The following is a 14996-nucleotide window of genomic DNA, read 5'->3' on the forward strand; positions in this document are numbered from 1 at the left end:
CCGACCGCGGCGATCCCGCGAAAGGCCCTGAACGCACGAGGAGTGGCACGTGATCGTCGACGCCGCGCGCGGTGCGCCCCTGGGCACCGACGCACAATCTCCCCCATCGGAGCTCGTCCAGCTGCTCACCCCTGAGGGCGAGCGGGTCGAGCACCCCGACTACGACGTGAACCTGACGCCTGATGAGATCAAGGGTCTCTACCGGGATCTGGTGATCGTTCGCCGGATCGACACCGAGGCGGTCGCGCTGACCCGCCAGGGCGAACTGGGCATCTGGGCCTCACTGCTCGGCCAGGAGGCCGCGCAGATCGGCTCCGCTCGCGCCCTGCGGCCGACCGACATGGCGTTCCCGAGCTATCGGGAACACGGGGTGGCCTGGTGCCGGGGCGTCGACGCGCTCGACCTCCTGGGCCTGTTCCGCGGCGTCAACCACGCCGGGTGGGATCCGAAGCTGCACAACTTCCACCTCTACACGATCGTCATCGGCAGCCACGCCCTGCACGCCACGGGCTACGCCATGGGCATCCAGCGGGACGGAACCGAGGACGCCACGATCGTCTACTTCGGCGACGGCGCCACGAGCCAGGGCGACGTCAACGAGGCGTTCGTCTGGTCGGCCGCGCAGAACGCCCCGATCGTCTTCTTCTGCCAGAACAACCAGTGGGCGATCTCCGAGCCGCTGGAGAAGCAGTCCCGGATCCCGTTGTACCGGCGGGCCGAGGGCTTCGGGTTCCCCGGCATCCGCGTCGACGGCAACGACGTCTTCGCCGTTCACGCCGTGACCAAGAAGGCCCTCGAGAACGCCCGCAGCGGCCAGGGCCCCACGCTCATCGAGGCGTTCACCTACCGGATGGGCGCCCACACCACGACCGACGACCCGACGCGCTACCGGCTCCAGGCCGAGCTGGAGTCCTGGAAGCTGAAGGACCCGATCGAGCGCCTCAAGGCGTACCTCGTGAAGAACCAGATGGCCGACCGCGACTTCTTCGACGCGATCGAGGCCGAGGCCAAAGAGGTCGGCTCGGACCTGCGGAGACGGTGCCTAGAATTGCCCGACCCCGAGGCGACGGCGATCTGGGAGAACGTCTATGCGACCGAGCACTCGCTGCTCGCGGAAGAACGCGACCAGTTCATGTCCTACCTGGCGTCGTTCGAGGATGTGTCCCGATGAGGGGGCGGCCGGCCCAGGCCGTGGGTACGCGCGGAGGGGAGTGCGACGGTGAGCGCTGAGACGCTGACTCTTTCCAGGGCCATGAATGAGGGCCTTCGCAAGGCCATGGAGAACGACCCGAAGGTCCTCATCATGGGTGAGGACGTCGGGAAGCTCGGTGGTGTGTTCCGGGTGACCGACGGCCTCCAGAAGGACTTCGGCGAGGCCCGCGTCATCGACACGCCGCTGGCCGAGTCCGGCATCGTCGGCACGGCCATCGGCCTCGCACTGCGCGGCTACCGGCCGGTGTGCGAGATCCAGTTCGATGGGTTCGTGTTCCCTGCGTTCAACCAGATCACCTCGCAGCTCGCCAAGATGCGGATGCGGTCGCTCGGCACGCTGGAGCTGCCGGTCGTCATCCGCATTCCGTGCGGTGGCGGCATCGGCGCCGTCGAGCACCACAGCGAGTCGCCGGAGGCGTACTTCACCCACACCGGCGGCCTGCGCGTCGTCGCGTGCTCGAACCCGGCCGACGCGTACACGATGATCCAGCAGGCCATCGAGTGCCCCGACCCGGTGATCTTCTTCGAGCCGAAGCGCCGCTACTGGGACAAGGCCTCCGTCGACCCCGATCTGTCCAAGGCCGTCCCGTTCGACAAGGCCGTCGTCGCGCGTCCGGGCGAGGACGTGACCGTGCTCGCCTACGGGCCGATGGTCAAGACCTCGCTGGAGGCCGCGCAGGCCGACGAGCAGCACTCGATCGAGGTCATCGACATCCGCTCACTCAACCCGCTCGACGAGCAGACGGTGCTGGAGTCCGTACGCCGGACCGGCCGGTGCGTCGTCGTGCACGAGGCGCCGGTGTTCAACGGGTACGGCGCCGAACTGGCCGCGCGGATCACCGAGAAGTGCTTCTACCACCTGGAGGCACCGGTGCTGCGAGTCGGCGGCTTCTCCACGCCGTACCCGCCGTCCCGTCTCGAGGACCACTACCTGCCCGACCTCGACCGCGTCCTGGACGCCGTCGACCGGACCTTCGCGTGGTGAGCATGGGCGAGCTGAAGCAGTTCAAGCTGCCGGACGTCGGCGAGGGCCTGACCGAGGCCGACATCGTCAAGTGGCACGTGCGTCCGGGTGACACCGTCGAGGTCAACCAGACGATCGTCGAGATCGAGACGGCCAAGGCCGTCGTCGAGCTGCCCTGCCCGTACGAGGGGACCGTCGCCGAGCTCCTCGTCGAGGAGGGCATGACGGTCGACGTCGGCGTGCCGATCATCTCGGTCGCCGTCGGCGGCGACGTTCCGGTCACCGGGACGCCCGCGGAGGAGACCGCGCCGGCCGAGGGTGCGCGGGAGCCGGGAATCGAGGGCAGCCCCGCCCCGGCGGTCGACCCCTCCGCCCCGGAGCAGAAGCGCGTCCCGGTGCTGGTCGGCTACGGCGTGAAGGCGGGATCCACCAAGCGCCGGCCGCGCAAGGCGGCGGCTGCCGGCCCGGTCGCGGCGGCATCCGCTCCCGCGAGTGCCGCCGTACTGGCGGAGCCCGCTGCTCCCGTGGCCACGCCTCGGCCCGCCGGGAGTCGCGTCGCGGTGCTGGCCAAGCCTCCGGTCCGCAAGATGGCCAAGGATCTGGGCGTCGACCTGACCACGGTCACCGGCACCGGCCCGCAGGGGTCGATCACCCGGGACGACGTCCGGGGGGCCGCGGCGACGCCTGCTCCCGCGACGCCCGTACGGGCCGAAGGCGAGCGGCGCGAGGAGCGCATCCCCATCCGGGGCGTGCGCAAGCACACGGCGGCGGCCATGGTGCAGTCGGCGTTCACCGCGCCGCACGTCACCGAGTGGCTGCAGGTCGACGTCACCGAGACGATGAACGCCGTGAAGCGGCTGCGTGACCTGCCCGACTTCGAGGGCGTCAAGGTCTCGCCGCTGCTGCTCGCCGCCAAGGCGCTCCTGCTGGCGGTCCGGCGCAACCCGCTGATCAACTCGGCGTGGGACGAAGAGGCCCAGGAGATCGTGGTCAAGCACTACGTGCACCTGGGCATCGCCGCCGCGACCGAGCGCGGGCTGATCGTGCCGAAGGTCCGCGACGCGCACGACCTGTCGCTCCCGGACCTGGCGCGGGCGCTCGCCGACCTCGCCGCCACGGCGCGGGCCGGCAAGTCGACCCCGGCGGACCTGTCCGACGGCACCATCACGATCACCAACGTCGGTGTCTTCGGCATCGACGCGGGCACCCCGATCCTGACGCCGGGCGAGTCGGCGATCCTCGCGTTCGGTCAGATCAGGGACATGCCCTGGGTGCACGAGGGCGAGATCAAGGTCCGCAAGGTCACGACGCTCGCGCTGTCGTTCGACCACCGCATCGTCGACGGCGAGCTCGGCTCCGCCGTCCTCCGCGAGGTCGGCGCCATGCTCGAGGACCCCATGCGCATGCTCGCCTGGGGCTGAAGCCACCGGGGTCTCCGGGCCGGCGCAGGCCCGGAGACCCCTCAACAGCCGCCGCCGCGCACAGACGATCACTTCCTCAAGCTGGGTACGTTAAGTACTTGACGTACCCACAAGCGCACGTTCACTCGAAAGGCTGGGCTCCAGCGAGTCGGCCACGCAGCATTCCGGGCGCTGAGGCGTCTCTGGAATGTGGACATCGAAATGATCTCTTCCGCGCGGGCGCCCGCCGACGTCGGCGAGCTGTACCGCGAACACGCCGTCGGGCTCATCCGGCTGGCCATGTTGATGGTCGGCGATGGGCCGACCGCCGAGGACGTGGTCCAGGACGCCTTCCTCGGGCTGCACGACCGATGGCAGTCCCTGCGCGACCCCGCCGCCGCGCTGACCTATCTGCGGTCGGCCGTGCTGAACCGCTGTCGTTCCGTGCTGCGCCGCCGGGCCGTGGCGGGGCGGTTCCGGCAGCCGTACCAGCCGCCCGCGTGGTCGGCGGAGGACTGCGCGATGGAGGGGCAGGAGCGGCGCGCCGTACTGACCGCGATCGCACGGCTGTCCCGCCGCCAGCGTGAAGTCCTCGCCCTGCGTTTCTACTGCGACCTGCCCGAAGAAGAGATCGCCCGCACTCTGAAGATCAGCCGCGGCACCGTGTCGGCCACGACGTCCCGGGCCCTCGCCGCTCTCGCCAAGCTCCTGGAGGACGCCCGATGAGCACGCTCGAAGACCGCGTACGGGACGCCTACTCCATGGCCGACGGCTGGGGACCGGCCGCGCCTCCGCCGCTGCGCCGCCGCTCCGCACGCCGTAACCGGCTGAGGTTCGCCGCTCCCCTGGCGGCTGCCGCCGGGATGACGGCGGTGGTGTTCCTGGCGGTCGGCCTTCCGCACCGGGTGCCGGACGAGACCGGTCCCCGCGGCACCGGTCCGCTCACGGCGCCGAGACCATCCGGGGAGGCCCAGGTCGCGATCTACCTCTGCTCCAAGATCTCCGCGAACCCTTCCTGCCATCGGCAGGAAGCCACCCGGGAGCAGCAGGACGCGATCGACGCCGCGCTGAAGAAGATTCCGCAGGTACGCCGCATCGAGTACATCACATCGGCGGAGGCGTACGCCGAGGCGAAGAAGCAGTTCGCGGGAACGAAGATCGGGGACACCATCCGCCCCGGCGATATCCCGACCTCATTCCGGGTGACCCTGCGTCGGCCCGCCGACGTACGGGCGGTGCTGGAGGCGTTGTCAGGTCGGCCGGGTCTGGATCAGATCGTGACCGGATCGCGCTGATCCTCGCCCGCGTGGGGTTCTCCCGGCCTCGGACGAGGGAGAACCCCACAATAGGTACGACCAGGCGGCGAGGACTTACCTCGTGTGCCAGATCTGCCGGTCGGGGACCGGGTAACCCTGCGTCTGCACGATCACATTCGACCAGTTCTTGGTCCCCGCCTCCGCGATGAAGACATAGGGCTCTCTCGCACGGTGGATGTGCTCGATCGTCACGACGCCGTCACCGGTGAAGGACCACTTCTGGTTGGCAGCGGTCTGCTTGCAGGTGTTCGTCACGACAGCGTCGCCGCTGTTCAGCTTCTTGTTCTTGCCGAGGTTGATGTCCAGGCACTTGCCGGTGGCGGCGTTGACGAGGTGGTTTCCCCACTTGACCTGGAAGGTGAGCTGCTTCCTCTTGGCCGTGGTGCTCGTATCGCACTTCTTGATGTGCGCCTGGGCGTTCGCTGCCGTGCTGGTGATCACGATGCAGCTCCAGGACTCTTCGTTCAGAAAGTGGAAACTGCTCGCGGCGCTGGCCGGCGTGGCGGCCAGAGCGGGGACCAGCAGCGCGGTCGCGGCCGCCGCGACGGCAGCCATACTCCGTTTGCGCATAGCCCGTCCTTTCTCATCCGAGTTCATAACCGTCCTTGCCCCTGGTGGTGGCTCGCGGACGGGTCAGCTCCGCCAGGGAGCGTTGACGTTGTAGACGCGCTTGCCGATCGTGATCGCGCCGAACGCCCGGTACCTACCGGTGATCGAATCCTTCACCGGTCCGACGTAGTACCTGGCGCTGCCCACCTTCGCGGGAGCCCTGCCCTTGAATTGGAGCCCGATCATCATTTCGTGCTTCGAACGCGTGTACTTCCCGGCGGAACGCACGATCGCGCAGACATCTCGATGATTGGAATGCGGGTAGGACTTCACGTACGCATACACGTACGCGAAGGTGGTCTTGCCACTCTTGATGGCCGCCTTGTCCCGCGGCGTGGTGGACCAGCCCTTGCCGCACGAACCGTGGTCCGCAGCGTCGGCCGGGGCCGCGGTGACCGCGGCGAAACCGGCGAGTGACAGGGTGGCGACCGCCGATACGGCCAGCCTTCGACGAATGCCCATCTCTTTGTTCTCTCGCTCGGGCCATAATGCGGCTAACCGGTATGAGCGGAGCGAGCTTAGCGATCGGCTCTTTTCCGAGATAGACCGTCGGCGATAATTGGACCACCGGTCCCAAACACGACCGGGACCGGGGGCCCTACCGTCGGATCACCACGCGCCCGGGCGTCCCTGAGCGCCGCAGGTCAGGAGCAGGTCTGACGCTTGGCGGTGAGGTCGAGGGTCTTGCGGATGGAGCTGAGCCGCAGACGCTTGGACTCGGGGCAGAACTTGCTCAGCGGCAGGTTGTACTCGGCGTGGAAGACGGGCTTGCCGGCCTTGATGAACGGCTTGAGATCCGAGCACTCCTTGTACTCCGCGCACTGCTCGTTCACCGCGAAGTCGAAGTCCTTGACCAGGGACGGGATCTGGTCGAGGTCGTTCTTCAGCCCGACCGCCAGGCCCTTCTGGTGGGCGACGCGCGCGAGCATCCGGTTGAACGCCAGTTGGTGCTTCGCGGTCAGCGGGAAGCCCGACTTGTTCTGGTAGGCGTCGACGTTGTCCGGCTCGACACCGTCGAACCCCTTGGCCTTGCACTGATCCAGGCGCGCGGCCCAGATGTGCTGCAGTACGTCGATCCTGCGGATGTCGACCCAGCGTTCATTCGGCCACCCGTCGAGCTTCTTGCCGAGGATGGACTTGGGGAATTTGTTGTAGTCGGGCCGCCCTTTCTCCGCCGAGCCGATGCTCACGTAGCAGATGACCTTGCGGCCCTTCTTGTGCAGCGCGGTCACGGTGGACTTGGGCGTCTCGAACATGTCGACGTCGAAGACGCTCGCGTTGACCGACGTGTCGATCTTGCCACTGAGCTGCCACTGCCAGCTCACACCGACCTTCGGCCGCCACCAGGAGGTCGCCTGGGCCGTCGCCGACGACGCGCCGTGCGCGGCCACGTCCTTGGCCCCCGTGCCCGTGCTGCTGCAACCGGCGAGCGACAGGGCGACCAGGGTGAACAACACGTACCGATGACGCATCCGTGACATAAGCGATCAAGCTACCCGGCCCCCGCCCGGCCGTCAGGCGTTCAGCGAAGGGGGGCCGAACCCTCCTCTACAACCCCGACGACGGCGGCCTCATCGACGCGTCCCGAATTTTCGCGAACAGGCAGACACAGGCAGCGCTCTAGACAATACTCCTCGTAGTCGTCCTGATACGCTGAGCGAGGAGAACTCGAGGATGGTGGAGCCATGGCCATGCCGCAGCCGATCGAGGAAGAAGAGCCCCCCACGATCGAAGAGATCTGGGAGTGGACACCGTCGTACCCGGGCTTCCAAGTCGAGATCATCGACGGGAGTCTCGTCGTGAGCGCCCGCGGGAACTTCCGGCACGCCCGGATCAACTACTTCCTGCACACGGCCTTTCACGACGTCGCTCTGGAGAAGGGCTGGTACCTCTGCCACGAGCTCACCATTCACCTGGAGAGCAACCGCGACCGGATCGAGCCCGATCTGGTGATCGTGCCGCCGGATCCGCCGATGTTCGGGGACAGCGAGGTGTTCGGGCGCGGCGTCCTGCTCGTCGCCGAGGTCACGTCGCGCGGCAACGCCGTGCGCGACCGGTTCGCCAAGCCGCGTAACTGCGCGCTGAGTGGTGTCCCGCTCTACCTGCTCATCGACCCGGTCGACGAGCCGACCGCGATCACGTTGTTCAGCGAGCCGAGCGACGACGGATACCGCACGATCGATCGGGTGGTCGCCGGCGAGAAGCTGCGTCTCCCGGAGCCGTTCGACCTCACTCTCGACACGGCTTCACTGCGGTGAGGAAACCGGCCCCACCCCTGTGCGGGCGGGACCGGTCTCGGATTGATCAGGAGAGGAAGGACGCGAGGGGCGGGGCCAAGACGTCCCAGGAGACGTTGTGGTCCTGGCCGTCGAGGGTCGTGTGCCGGCCGGACGGCAGGGCGTCCAGCAGGGCGACGGCGGCGGCCGGAGCCCACGCGCCGGTCTCGGAGCCGGTCAGGACCAGAGTCGGGATCCCAACCTCTGTGAGGCCGGCCGGGAGACCGCCGTCGCCGACGATGGCGGCGTCATGGGCGAGGGTCGGGGCGATGGCCTCCATGGACGCCCACATCGGGGCCTGACGCATCTGGTCGATCACGACGGGTGGCATGCCGACGAAGCGCATGAACAGCGCCATGGCGTCACCACGACGGTCTTCGGCCAGGCAGGTCGTCAGCTCGGTGACGTACGCGCGGGCGCGCCGGGGTGCGTCGGCGTCGAGCTGGAACGGCGGCTCCCACAGGGCGAGCCGAGTGACCGGCAGGCCCGCGGCCGCGGCGCGCAACGCCAGGATCGCGCCGGAGGAGTTGCCGAACACGGCCGCGGAGTCGCCGGCCTCCGCGATCAGCGCGGCGAGGTCCTCGATCTCGCGCTCGACCGCGTACGGCGGGGTGTCTCCGCTGTCGCCGCGGCCTCGCCGGTCGTAGTTGAGGACCGTGTGTCCGGCCGACAGCAGTTCGGCCAGCGGCGAGTGGACGCCGCGGGTGCAGGACGCGCCGCTCACCAGGATGATCGGGCTCCCCGATCCCAACTGGTCGAAGGCGATCGCGGTGCCGTCGGCGGATTGTGTGACGTTCATGGTCTCGGCCTTTCCGGTGTTCCGATCTCACGCCACCTACGAACGGCCTCGCGTCAGAGGGACAGCCCACCGGCGGAGATCTCGGCGAATCTCCGCTCCAGGTAGCGGCGCTCCGGCCCGGTGGGTGCCAGGGCCAGGGCCGACCGGTAGGCGCGGGCGGCCTCGGGAAGGCGTCCCTGACGGCGCAGGAGGTCGGCCTGAGCGGCGGGCAGCAGGTGATGGTCGGGCAGATCGGACTCCAGGGCCGCGAGAAGGGCCAGTCCCCGCCCCGGGTCGACCATCCCCACGGCGATCGCCCGGTTCAGCCGGACGATCGCGGATGGGACGAGCGCCTCGAGACGGCGGTAGAGGGCCGCGATCTCAGCCCACGGGGTCTCTTCGAAGGAGGGTGCGGTCGCGTGGCACGCGGCGATCGCGGCCTGGATCTGGTACGGCCCCACGCGCCCGTGGCGCAGCGCCTGGTCGAGCACTGCCGTGCCCTCAACGATCCGCTCGTGCTGCCACTGGGAACGGTCCTGTTCCTCCAGCGGCACCAGTTCGTCGCCGTCGAGCCGGGCCGGGCGCCGGGCGTCATGAAGCACCATCAGCGCCAGCAGGCCGGCGGCCTCCGGCTCCTCCGGCATCAGCCGGACGAGCAGGCGGCCCAGCCGGATCGCCTCGTCCGAGAGGCCCTGCCGGATCAGTGCGTCACCGCCGCTGGCCGCGTACCCCTCGTTGAAGAGCAGGTAGAGGACGCCCAGCACGGAGTCGAGCCGTTCGGGCAGCAGTTCCGGGGACGGTATCTGGAACGGGATCCCCACGTCACGGATCCTGCCTTTGGCCCGGGTGAGCCGCTTGGACATGGTGCCCTCCGAGACCAGGAAGGCCCGGGCGATCTCGGCCGTGGTCAGGCCGGCCAGGGTGCGTAGCGTGAGCGCGACCCGGGCCTCGAACGGCAGTGCGGGATGGCAGCACGTGAACATGAGCCGCAGCCGGTCGTCTGGGAATGCATCCGCCGTAGGCACGGCGGGATGCGCGGCCAGTTCGCGCATCTTGGCGACGCCCACAGCGGCCCGGCGGAGCCGGTCGATCGCCTTGTTGCGCGCGGTCGTGGTGAGCCACGCGCCCGGCCTCGGCGGGATCCCCTCCGTCGGCCACCGCTGGATCGCCTGGGTGAAGGCGTCCTGCGCGCAGTCCTCGGCCAGGTCCCAGTCGCCGGTCAGCCGGATGAGCGTCGCGACGACCTGGCCCCATTCCTCCCGGAACAGGCCCGCGATCGTCGACTCGACGTTCACGGCTGTACGGCTCGTAGCTCGATCGTCCCGTGGCGCGCCACCGGATGGGTCCGGGCCGCCTCGACCGCCTCTTCGCGCGAGGCGCACTCGATCAGACTGAATCCGGCCACGACCTCCTTGGACTCGGCGAACGGGCCGTCCGTGAGAAGAACCTCGCCATCGCGGACGCGGACGGTCGTGGCGTCAGCCGGTGGTTCCAGCCCACCGGTTGTGATCAGGTTTTCGCCGCGGGCCGTGGCCCAGGCCTTGCAGGCGGGCAGGAAGTCCGGGTCGGCGAGCATCGCCTCGTACGCCGGCCCGTCTCCGCATATCAGCAGCAAGTACTTCACAAAGCGAGCCTAAGGCGACGCGGTTCGGGTCGTACGTGCGAGCGCGATCGCCGGGATCACGCCGATCGCCGCCAGCAGGGCGAGCCAGTGACCGGTGGTGGCCATGGCGGACGCGGACGCGTGCGCCGACGTGGCGTGGGCGGCGGCGTGGTCCCGCAGCGCGAGGAACACCGTGCCGAAGATGGCGACGCCCAGCACCTGGCCCAGCTGCATCGTGGTGGTGAGCAGGCCGCTGGCGTCGGCCGCCTGGGAGAGCGGGACGTGCAGCAGCGAACGGGCGAGCAGCGGACTGACCGCCAGGCCCATGCCGACCCCGTCCAGCGCGAGCGCCGCCCACATCAGCGCGCCGCCGCTCGCCCCGGTGCGTACGGCCGCCGAAATGCCGAGGTAGGCCACAGCGCACAGGGCCAGCCCGGCGGGCGGGAGCACGCGGTGGGTGACGGCCGGCAGCGCACGCCAGTAGAAACCGACGAGCCCGAACGTCGCGGCCATCGGGAGATAGGTGAGGCCGACCCGCAGGGCGCTGTCGCCGAGACCGGCCTCCAGGTGGAGGGTGCAGACGAAGAGGAACCCTCCGTAGCCCACCTGCATGGCGGCGAGCGCGCCGATCCCGGCTCTGATGCCAGGGTTGCGCAGCACCGCCGGGTCCAGCAGGGGATCCCTACCACGTCCCGCTGCGCGCCGTTCGACCGGAATGAAGATCCCGGCCAGGACGACTCCGGCGCCGATGCAGCCGAAGTTCCACGCCGGCCAGCCTTCCTCACGGCCGAGGACCAGCGGCAGCACGATCAGGAACGCCGCCGAGGCCGCGATCGCGAGACCGAGCACGTCCAGGCGGCGGGCCGTGCTCGGCTCGTCGGCGGGCACGAGGCGCGGCACCAGAAGGGCGAGGACGACGCCGAGCGGTACGTTGACGAGGAAGGCCGGCCGCCAGGTCAGCCCGAACAGGTCCGCGCTGACGAGCAGTCCGCCGATCACCAGGCCGGCGACCGAGCCGAGCGACAGCACCACGCCGTACGCGGACAGCGCCTTCGCGCGCGCCGGGCCGGTGAATCGCGTCTGGATGAGACTCATGATCTGCGGCACCATGACCGCCGCCCCCGCGCCCTGGAGGAACCGGCACGCGATCAGTACCCCGGCCCCCGGTGCGACGCCGCAGGCGAACGACGTCGCGGTGAACACGATGACGCCGAGAAGATACATCCGCCGCCGGCCGTACAGGGTGCCGAGCCGTGCCCCGGTGATGAGCAGCATCGCGTACGCCGCGGTGTAGCCGCCCACGACGAGTTGGAGTGACGCGCCCGAGGCGTGCAGGTCGTCGCCGATGGCGGGCATCGCGACGTTCACGATGAAGACGTCCAGCAGTCCCATGAACTGGCCGAGCAGCAGCACGGCGAGCATGAGCCAACGTCGCCCCTCCCCCTCACGAGTCGCTTCGGCGCGCTGCGATGCGAGCACCGGTCTGGTCATGACGGTCTCCGTTCGGTAGGTCGCGGGCGGCTCTGGGAAGAGCCCGCCGGTACATACCGAGCGGCCGGGTCCGATTCATCGGACCCCGATTTCCACGTTCTCCGTCGCCGCGGAGCGATGAGTTCGCCGCTCCCGCGGAGTACGTACACGTGAGGAGGAATTCATGGGCATGGTGGTGGGCGACCGGGACCTGACGGAGCGACGACCGCGGAGGGTAGTGTCGAGTCTCCGCGGTCCAGGGGAAGGCGTGACGCAGGTGCCGGTCAGCGAGGACTTCGAGCGCCGGGCCGATCCGTACCGGTCGGAGCTGCTGGCGCACTGTTACCGGATGCTGGGGTCGGTCCACGAGGCCGAGGACCTCGTCCAGGAGACGCTCCTGCGGGCGTGGCGGGCGTACGACCGGTTCGACGAGCGGCGTGCGTCCCTGCGCACGTGGCTGCACCGCATCGCGACCAACGCCTGTCTGACCGCGCTGGAGAAGCAGGCCCGCAGACCGCTGCCGTCGGAGATCGGCGCTCCCGGCGACGACCCCGAGCAGCCGCTCGTGCCGGGGCACGAGGTGCCCTGGCTGCAGCCGCTTCCGGACGCGATGCTCCGGACCGACCCGAACGACCCGGCCACCGTCCTCGTCACCCGGGGCAGCCTCCGGCTGGCGTTCGTCGCCGCCATGCAGCTCCTGCCTCCGCGGCAACGCGCCGTGCTCATCCTCCGCGACGTCCTCGACTGGTCGGCCGCCGAGGTGGCCGGCGCCCTCGAGACCACGCCGGCGGCCGTGAACAGCGCACTACAGCGCGCCCGGGCCCGGCTCGCGGAGGCCGCCGTGGGCGAGGACGAGATCAGCGAGCCGACCGACCGGCGGCACCGCGCGCTGGTCGACCGCTACGTCGCGGCGCTCGAGAACGCCGACCTGGCGGCGCTCGAACGGCTGCTTACCGAGGACGCCATCCTGGAGATGCCGCCGTTCCTGAACTGGTACGTGGGCAAGGGCGACTACATCGGCTTCATCGCGCGCTGTTTCCGGCTCCGGGGCACCGGCTGGCGGATGTTCCCGGTCGGCGCCAACGGTCAGCCCGCCGTCGCCGCGTACGTCCCCGGCGACGACGGCGTTCTCCGCCTGCACACGCTTCAGGTGTTCACGGTCGCCGACGCGGGGATCGCTCGGACGACGGTGTTCCAGGACCCCGGCGTGTTCGCCGTCTTCCGCTTGCCGCCCACCGTGGACGCCGGCTCCGGCCTGCTCAGCGTCCGGTGACCTTCGCGGCGCAGGTCGAGGCGCGAGGCGTCAGTGTGGGAGGCAGGCGCTGTGACTCGGCCTTCTCGTCGGCCATCAGCCGGATCAGCAGCTCGAGGGATCGCCGGCCGATCTCGCGCATCGGTACGGCGACGCTGGTGAGCGGGATCGGCAGCTCCGCGGCCAGGGGAGTGTCGTTGTATCCCATGATCGCGATATCCGTTCCGACGCGCAGACCGTGATCGCGGGCCGCGCCCAGGGCGCCGATCGCCGCGAAGTCGTTCACCGCGAAGATGGCCGTCGGCCGGTCCGCGGATCGGAGCAGCTCGTCCGCGGCGGCTCGCCCGCCGGCGGTGTCGAACGGTGAGTGCAGCACGCGCGTGTCGGGGATGTGGATGCCGTGGTCACGGTAGTGGTCGACGAACCCGGCGGTACGGTCGGCGCCCGTGCTGGCGAACGGGAGACCCGCGATGACGGCGACCTCGGTATGGCCGAGGCCCAGGAGGTGCTCGGCCGCCAGCCGGCCGCCGAGCCGGTCGTCGGGCGTGACCGAGGGATGATGGCCTGACCTGCGGTTGGCCAGGACGAACCGCACGCCGTCCGCGGCCAGCCGGTCCAGAAAGCCGTCGTCGAGGCGGGCGTCGCCGAAGATCAGGCCGTCGACGCGGCGGGCGAGGAGCGTCTTCGTCCGCGCTCGCCGGTTCGCCTCATCGTCCAGGCTGTTGGCGGCGATGGTCGTGAGCCCACGTTCACCGGCGGCTTCGTCGATGCCCTCGTAGATCGTCGCGAGCACGAGGTCGGACACGCGCGGGACGAGGACTCCGATGAGCCTGCTGCGCCCCGTACGCAGACCGCTGCCGTGGGGATCGGGCTGGTATCCCAGCTCGGCCGCCAGGCTGCGGATGCGTTCGGCGGTGTCGCCGGAGGCCGCGCGCGCTCCGTCCTCGGCCGGACCGTTCAGCACCCGGGAGACGGTCGAGACGTGGAGCCCGAGCTGATCGGCGATGGACCGCAGAGTCACCGGGCGAACCTTCGGACCCGCCACGAACGCCACACCTCCTTACGGCACCGGCTCACCCTACGCCGATGGCCGCATCGCGGGGTAAGTAAGTGAGCCCGCACCTCTTGACGGCCTCCGGGTGTCGCGTTCATGCTAACCCAAACGTTTGGCCCAAACGTTTGGGCAACGAGAAGGGAGCCCCGCGATGACGACCACCTCTCCTCACGAGCCGGCCGCCGCCCCGGCGCGCGTCGCCGTGATCCAGTTCGACCCCCAGGTCGGGCTGGAGAACCGCGGCGCCAACTCCGAACAGGCGCTCGCCCTGGCGGCCCAGGCCGCCGAGGACGGGGCCACGCTGATCGTCCTGCCGGAACTGGCGGCGACGGGCTACAGCTTCCGCGGACGCGCCGAGGCCTTCGAGCACGCGGAACACGTCCCGGACGGCGAAACGGTCAGGACCTGGGAGTCCTTCGCCCGGCAGCACGGGGTACACCTGGTCGGCGGCCTCGCCGAACGCGACGGAGTGCGCCTGTACGACACGGCCGTCCTCGTCGGGCCGGACGGATACGTGGGCCACTACCGCAAGGCTCACCTGTGGAACCGGGAGAAGCTGTGGTTCACCCCCGGTGACCTGGGCTTCCCGGTGTTCGAGACACCGATCGGGCGGATCGGCCTGCTGATCTGCTGGGACATCTGGTTCCCCGAGGTCCCCCGGCTCCTGGCCCAGCAGGGCGCCGACATCATCTGCAGCGTCAACAACTGGGTGTGGACGCCACCGCCGATCTTCGACAAGAGCGGCCGGTGCATGGCCTCGTACCTGACCATGACCGCCGCGCACGTGAACAACGTGTTCATCGCCGCCGCCAACCGGGTCGGGTCCGACCGGGGCGCCCGCTTCCTCGGCTGTTCGCTCATCGCCGGGACCAATGGCTGGCCCATCGGCCGGGTGGCGGGCGCCGAGGAGGAGACCATCCTCACCGCCGACATCGACGTCGTCTCCGCCCGCAGCGCCCAGATCTGGAACCAGCTGAACGACCTGATCCGGGACCGGCGCACCGACCTGTACGATCCGATGCTCGGCTACACGCTGAGCCCCGCGGCCCCCCGCTGATCAGG

At 69.8% G+C, this 14996-nt stretch carries 16 protein-coding genes; 8 read left to right on the top strand and 8 right to left on the bottom strand.

The genetic code is table 11. From position 1 onward, the window contains the following. Positions 1 to 49 precede the first annotated feature (49 nt). The 5 genes from pdhA (at position 50) to AB0I04_RS24685 (ending at position 4871) form a co-directional block, all read left to right on the top strand. On the top strand, positions 50 to 1171 hold the full coding sequence (pdhA, locus tag AB0I04_RS24665) for a pyruvate dehydrogenase (acetyl-transferring) E1 component subunit alpha (protein ID WP_360888613.1): 1122 nt from the start codon (positions 50 to 52) through the stop codon (positions 1169 to 1171). A gap of 48 nt (positions 1172 to 1219) precedes the next feature. Continuing rightward, positions 1220 to 2197 (top strand): alpha-ketoacid dehydrogenase subunit beta, encoded by a 978-nt coding sequence (locus AB0I04_RS24670; protein WP_360888616.1) that lies wholly within the window; start codon positions 1220 to 1222, stop codon positions 2195 to 2197. Positions 2198 to 2199: 2 nt separating this feature from the next. After that, on the top strand, positions 2200 to 3597 hold the full coding sequence (locus AB0I04_RS24675; RefSeq protein WP_360888619.1) for a dihydrolipoamide acetyltransferase family protein: 1398 nt from the start codon (positions 2200 to 2202) through the stop codon (positions 3595 to 3597). Between the two features lie 201 nt (positions 3598 to 3798). Beyond that, positions 3799 to 4302, top strand: a complete 504-nt coding sequence (locus tag AB0I04_RS24680; RefSeq protein WP_360888622.1) for a SigE family RNA polymerase sigma factor — start codon at positions 3799 to 3801, stop codon at positions 4300 to 4302. Then, complete coding sequence (locus AB0I04_RS24685; protein WP_360888625.1) at positions 4299 to 4871, top strand: permease-like cell division protein FtsX; 573 nt, start codon at positions 4299 to 4301, stop codon at positions 4869 to 4871. The genes AB0I04_RS24680 and AB0I04_RS24685 overlap by 4 nt, the downstream gene beginning before the upstream one ends. 75 nt (positions 4872 to 4946) lie before the next feature. On the opposite strand, the gene AB0I04_RS24690 is transcribed toward AB0I04_RS24685, so the two are convergent. The 3 genes from AB0I04_RS24690 to AB0I04_RS24700 form a co-directional block, all read right to left on the bottom strand. Further along, positions 4947 to 5462, bottom strand: coding sequence for a ricin-type beta-trefoil lectin domain protein (locus AB0I04_RS24690; protein WP_360888628.1), 516 nt, complete (start codon positions 5460 to 5462; stop codon positions 4947 to 4949). 63 nt (positions 5463 to 5525) lie between these two features. Next, complete coding sequence (locus AB0I04_RS24695) at positions 5526 to 5963, bottom strand: hypothetical protein (RefSeq protein WP_360888631.1); 438 nt, start codon at positions 5961 to 5963, stop codon at positions 5526 to 5528. Positions 5964 to 6145: 182 nt separating this feature from the next. After that, a complete protein-coding gene (locus tag AB0I04_RS24700) occupies positions 6146 to 6973 on the bottom strand; it encodes an endo alpha-1,4 polygalactosaminidase (protein WP_360888634.1) in 828 nt (275 codons plus the stop codon). Positions 6974 to 7186: 213 nt separating this feature from the next. On the opposite strand from AB0I04_RS24700, the gene AB0I04_RS24705 reads away from it, so the two are divergent. Beyond that, complete coding sequence (locus tag AB0I04_RS24705) at positions 7187 to 7759, top strand: Uma2 family endonuclease (RefSeq protein WP_360888637.1); 573 nt, start codon at positions 7187 to 7189, stop codon at positions 7757 to 7759. 46 nt (positions 7760 to 7805) lie between these two features. Here AB0I04_RS24705 and AB0I04_RS24710 read toward each other — a convergent pair whose 3' ends face one another. From AB0I04_RS24710 to AB0I04_RS24725, 4 genes are read right to left on the bottom strand one after another with little or no spacing between them, the layout of a single operon-like run. Further along, positions 7806 to 8576, bottom strand: coding sequence for an alpha/beta hydrolase (locus AB0I04_RS24710; protein ID WP_360888640.1), 771 nt, complete (start codon positions 8574 to 8576; stop codon positions 7806 to 7808). Between the two features lie 53 nt (positions 8577 to 8629). Further along, positions 8630 to 9850 carry an RNA polymerase sigma factor gene (locus tag AB0I04_RS24715; RefSeq protein ID WP_360888643.1) on the bottom strand — a complete coding sequence of 407 codons (1221 nt, stop codon included), beginning with the start codon at positions 9848 to 9850 and terminating at the stop codon, positions 8630 to 8632. Next, complete coding sequence (locus AB0I04_RS24720) at positions 9847 to 10179, bottom strand: YciI family protein (protein WP_360888646.1); 333 nt, start codon at positions 10177 to 10179, stop codon at positions 9847 to 9849. Before AB0I04_RS24720 ends, AB0I04_RS24715 begins: the two co-directional genes overlap by 4 nt. 9 nt (positions 10180 to 10188) lie before the next feature. Continuing rightward, positions 10189 to 11649: an MFS transporter gene (locus AB0I04_RS24725; protein ID WP_360888649.1), complete on the bottom strand. Its 1461-nt coding sequence runs from the start codon at positions 11647 to 11649 to the stop codon at positions 10189 to 10191. A 247-nt stretch (positions 11650 to 11896) separates the two neighbouring features. Here AB0I04_RS24725 and AB0I04_RS24730 point away from each other — a divergent pair, with 247 nt between their 5' ends. Then, entirely contained in the window at positions 11897 to 12901 is a 1005-nt protein-coding gene (locus AB0I04_RS24730; protein WP_360888652.1) for a sigma-70 family RNA polymerase sigma factor, read from the top strand. Here AB0I04_RS24730 and AB0I04_RS24735 read toward each other — a convergent pair. Further along, complete coding sequence (locus tag AB0I04_RS24735) at positions 12888 to 13901, bottom strand: substrate-binding domain-containing protein (protein WP_360888655.1); 1014 nt, start codon at positions 13899 to 13901, stop codon at positions 12888 to 12890. The genes AB0I04_RS24730 and AB0I04_RS24735 overlap by 14 nt on opposite strands. 184 nt (positions 13902 to 14085) lie before the next feature. Between AB0I04_RS24735 and AB0I04_RS24740 the strand changes: the two genes are divergently transcribed. Continuing rightward, complete coding sequence (locus AB0I04_RS24740) at positions 14086 to 14991, top strand: nitrilase family protein (protein WP_360888658.1); 906 nt, start codon at positions 14086 to 14088, stop codon at positions 14989 to 14991. The last annotated feature ends 5 nt before the right edge of the window (positions 14992 to 14996 follow it).

It is taken from the genome of Actinoallomurus sp. NPDC050550, from assembly GCF_040655075.1.
Lineage (GTDB): Bacteria > Actinomycetota > Actinomycetes > Streptosporangiales > Streptosporangiaceae > Actinoallomurus.

Coding starts and splice junctions, on each gene's coding strand:
- AB0I04_RS24705 (WP_360888637.1), top strand. CDS start 7,187: ATGGCCATGCCGCAGCCGATCGAGGAAGAAGAGCCCCCCACGATCGAA.
- AB0I04_RS24695 (WP_360888631.1), bottom strand. CDS start 5,963: ATGGGCATTCGTCGAAGGCTGGCCGTATCGGCGGTCGCCACCCTGTCA.
- AB0I04_RS24725 (WP_360888649.1), bottom strand. CDS start 11,649: ATGACCAGACCGGTGCTCGCATCGCAGCGCGCCGAAGCGACTCGTGAG.
- AB0I04_RS24680 (WP_360888622.1), top strand. CDS start 3,799: ATGATCTCTTCCGCGCGGGCGCCCGCCGACGTCGGCGAGCTGTACCGC.
- AB0I04_RS24690 (WP_360888628.1), bottom strand. CDS start 5,462: ATGCGCAAACGGAGTATGGCTGCCGTCGCGGCGGCCGCGACCGCGCTG.
- AB0I04_RS24710 (WP_360888640.1), bottom strand. CDS start 8,576: ATGAACGTCACACAATCCGCCGACGGCACCGCGATCGCCTTCGACCAG.
- AB0I04_RS24740 (WP_360888658.1), top strand. CDS start 14,086: ATGACGACCACCTCTCCTCACGAGCCGGCCGCCGCCCCGGCGCGCGTC.
- AB0I04_RS24700 (WP_360888634.1), bottom strand. CDS start 6,973: ATGCGTCATCGGTACGTGTTGTTCACCCTGGTCGCCCTGTCGCTCGCC.
- AB0I04_RS24675 (WP_360888619.1), top strand. CDS start 2,200: ATGGGCGAGCTGAAGCAGTTCAAGCTGCCGGACGTCGGCGAGGGCCTG.
- AB0I04_RS24685 (WP_360888625.1), top strand. CDS start 4,299: ATGAGCACGCTCGAAGACCGCGTACGGGACGCCTACTCCATGGCCGAC.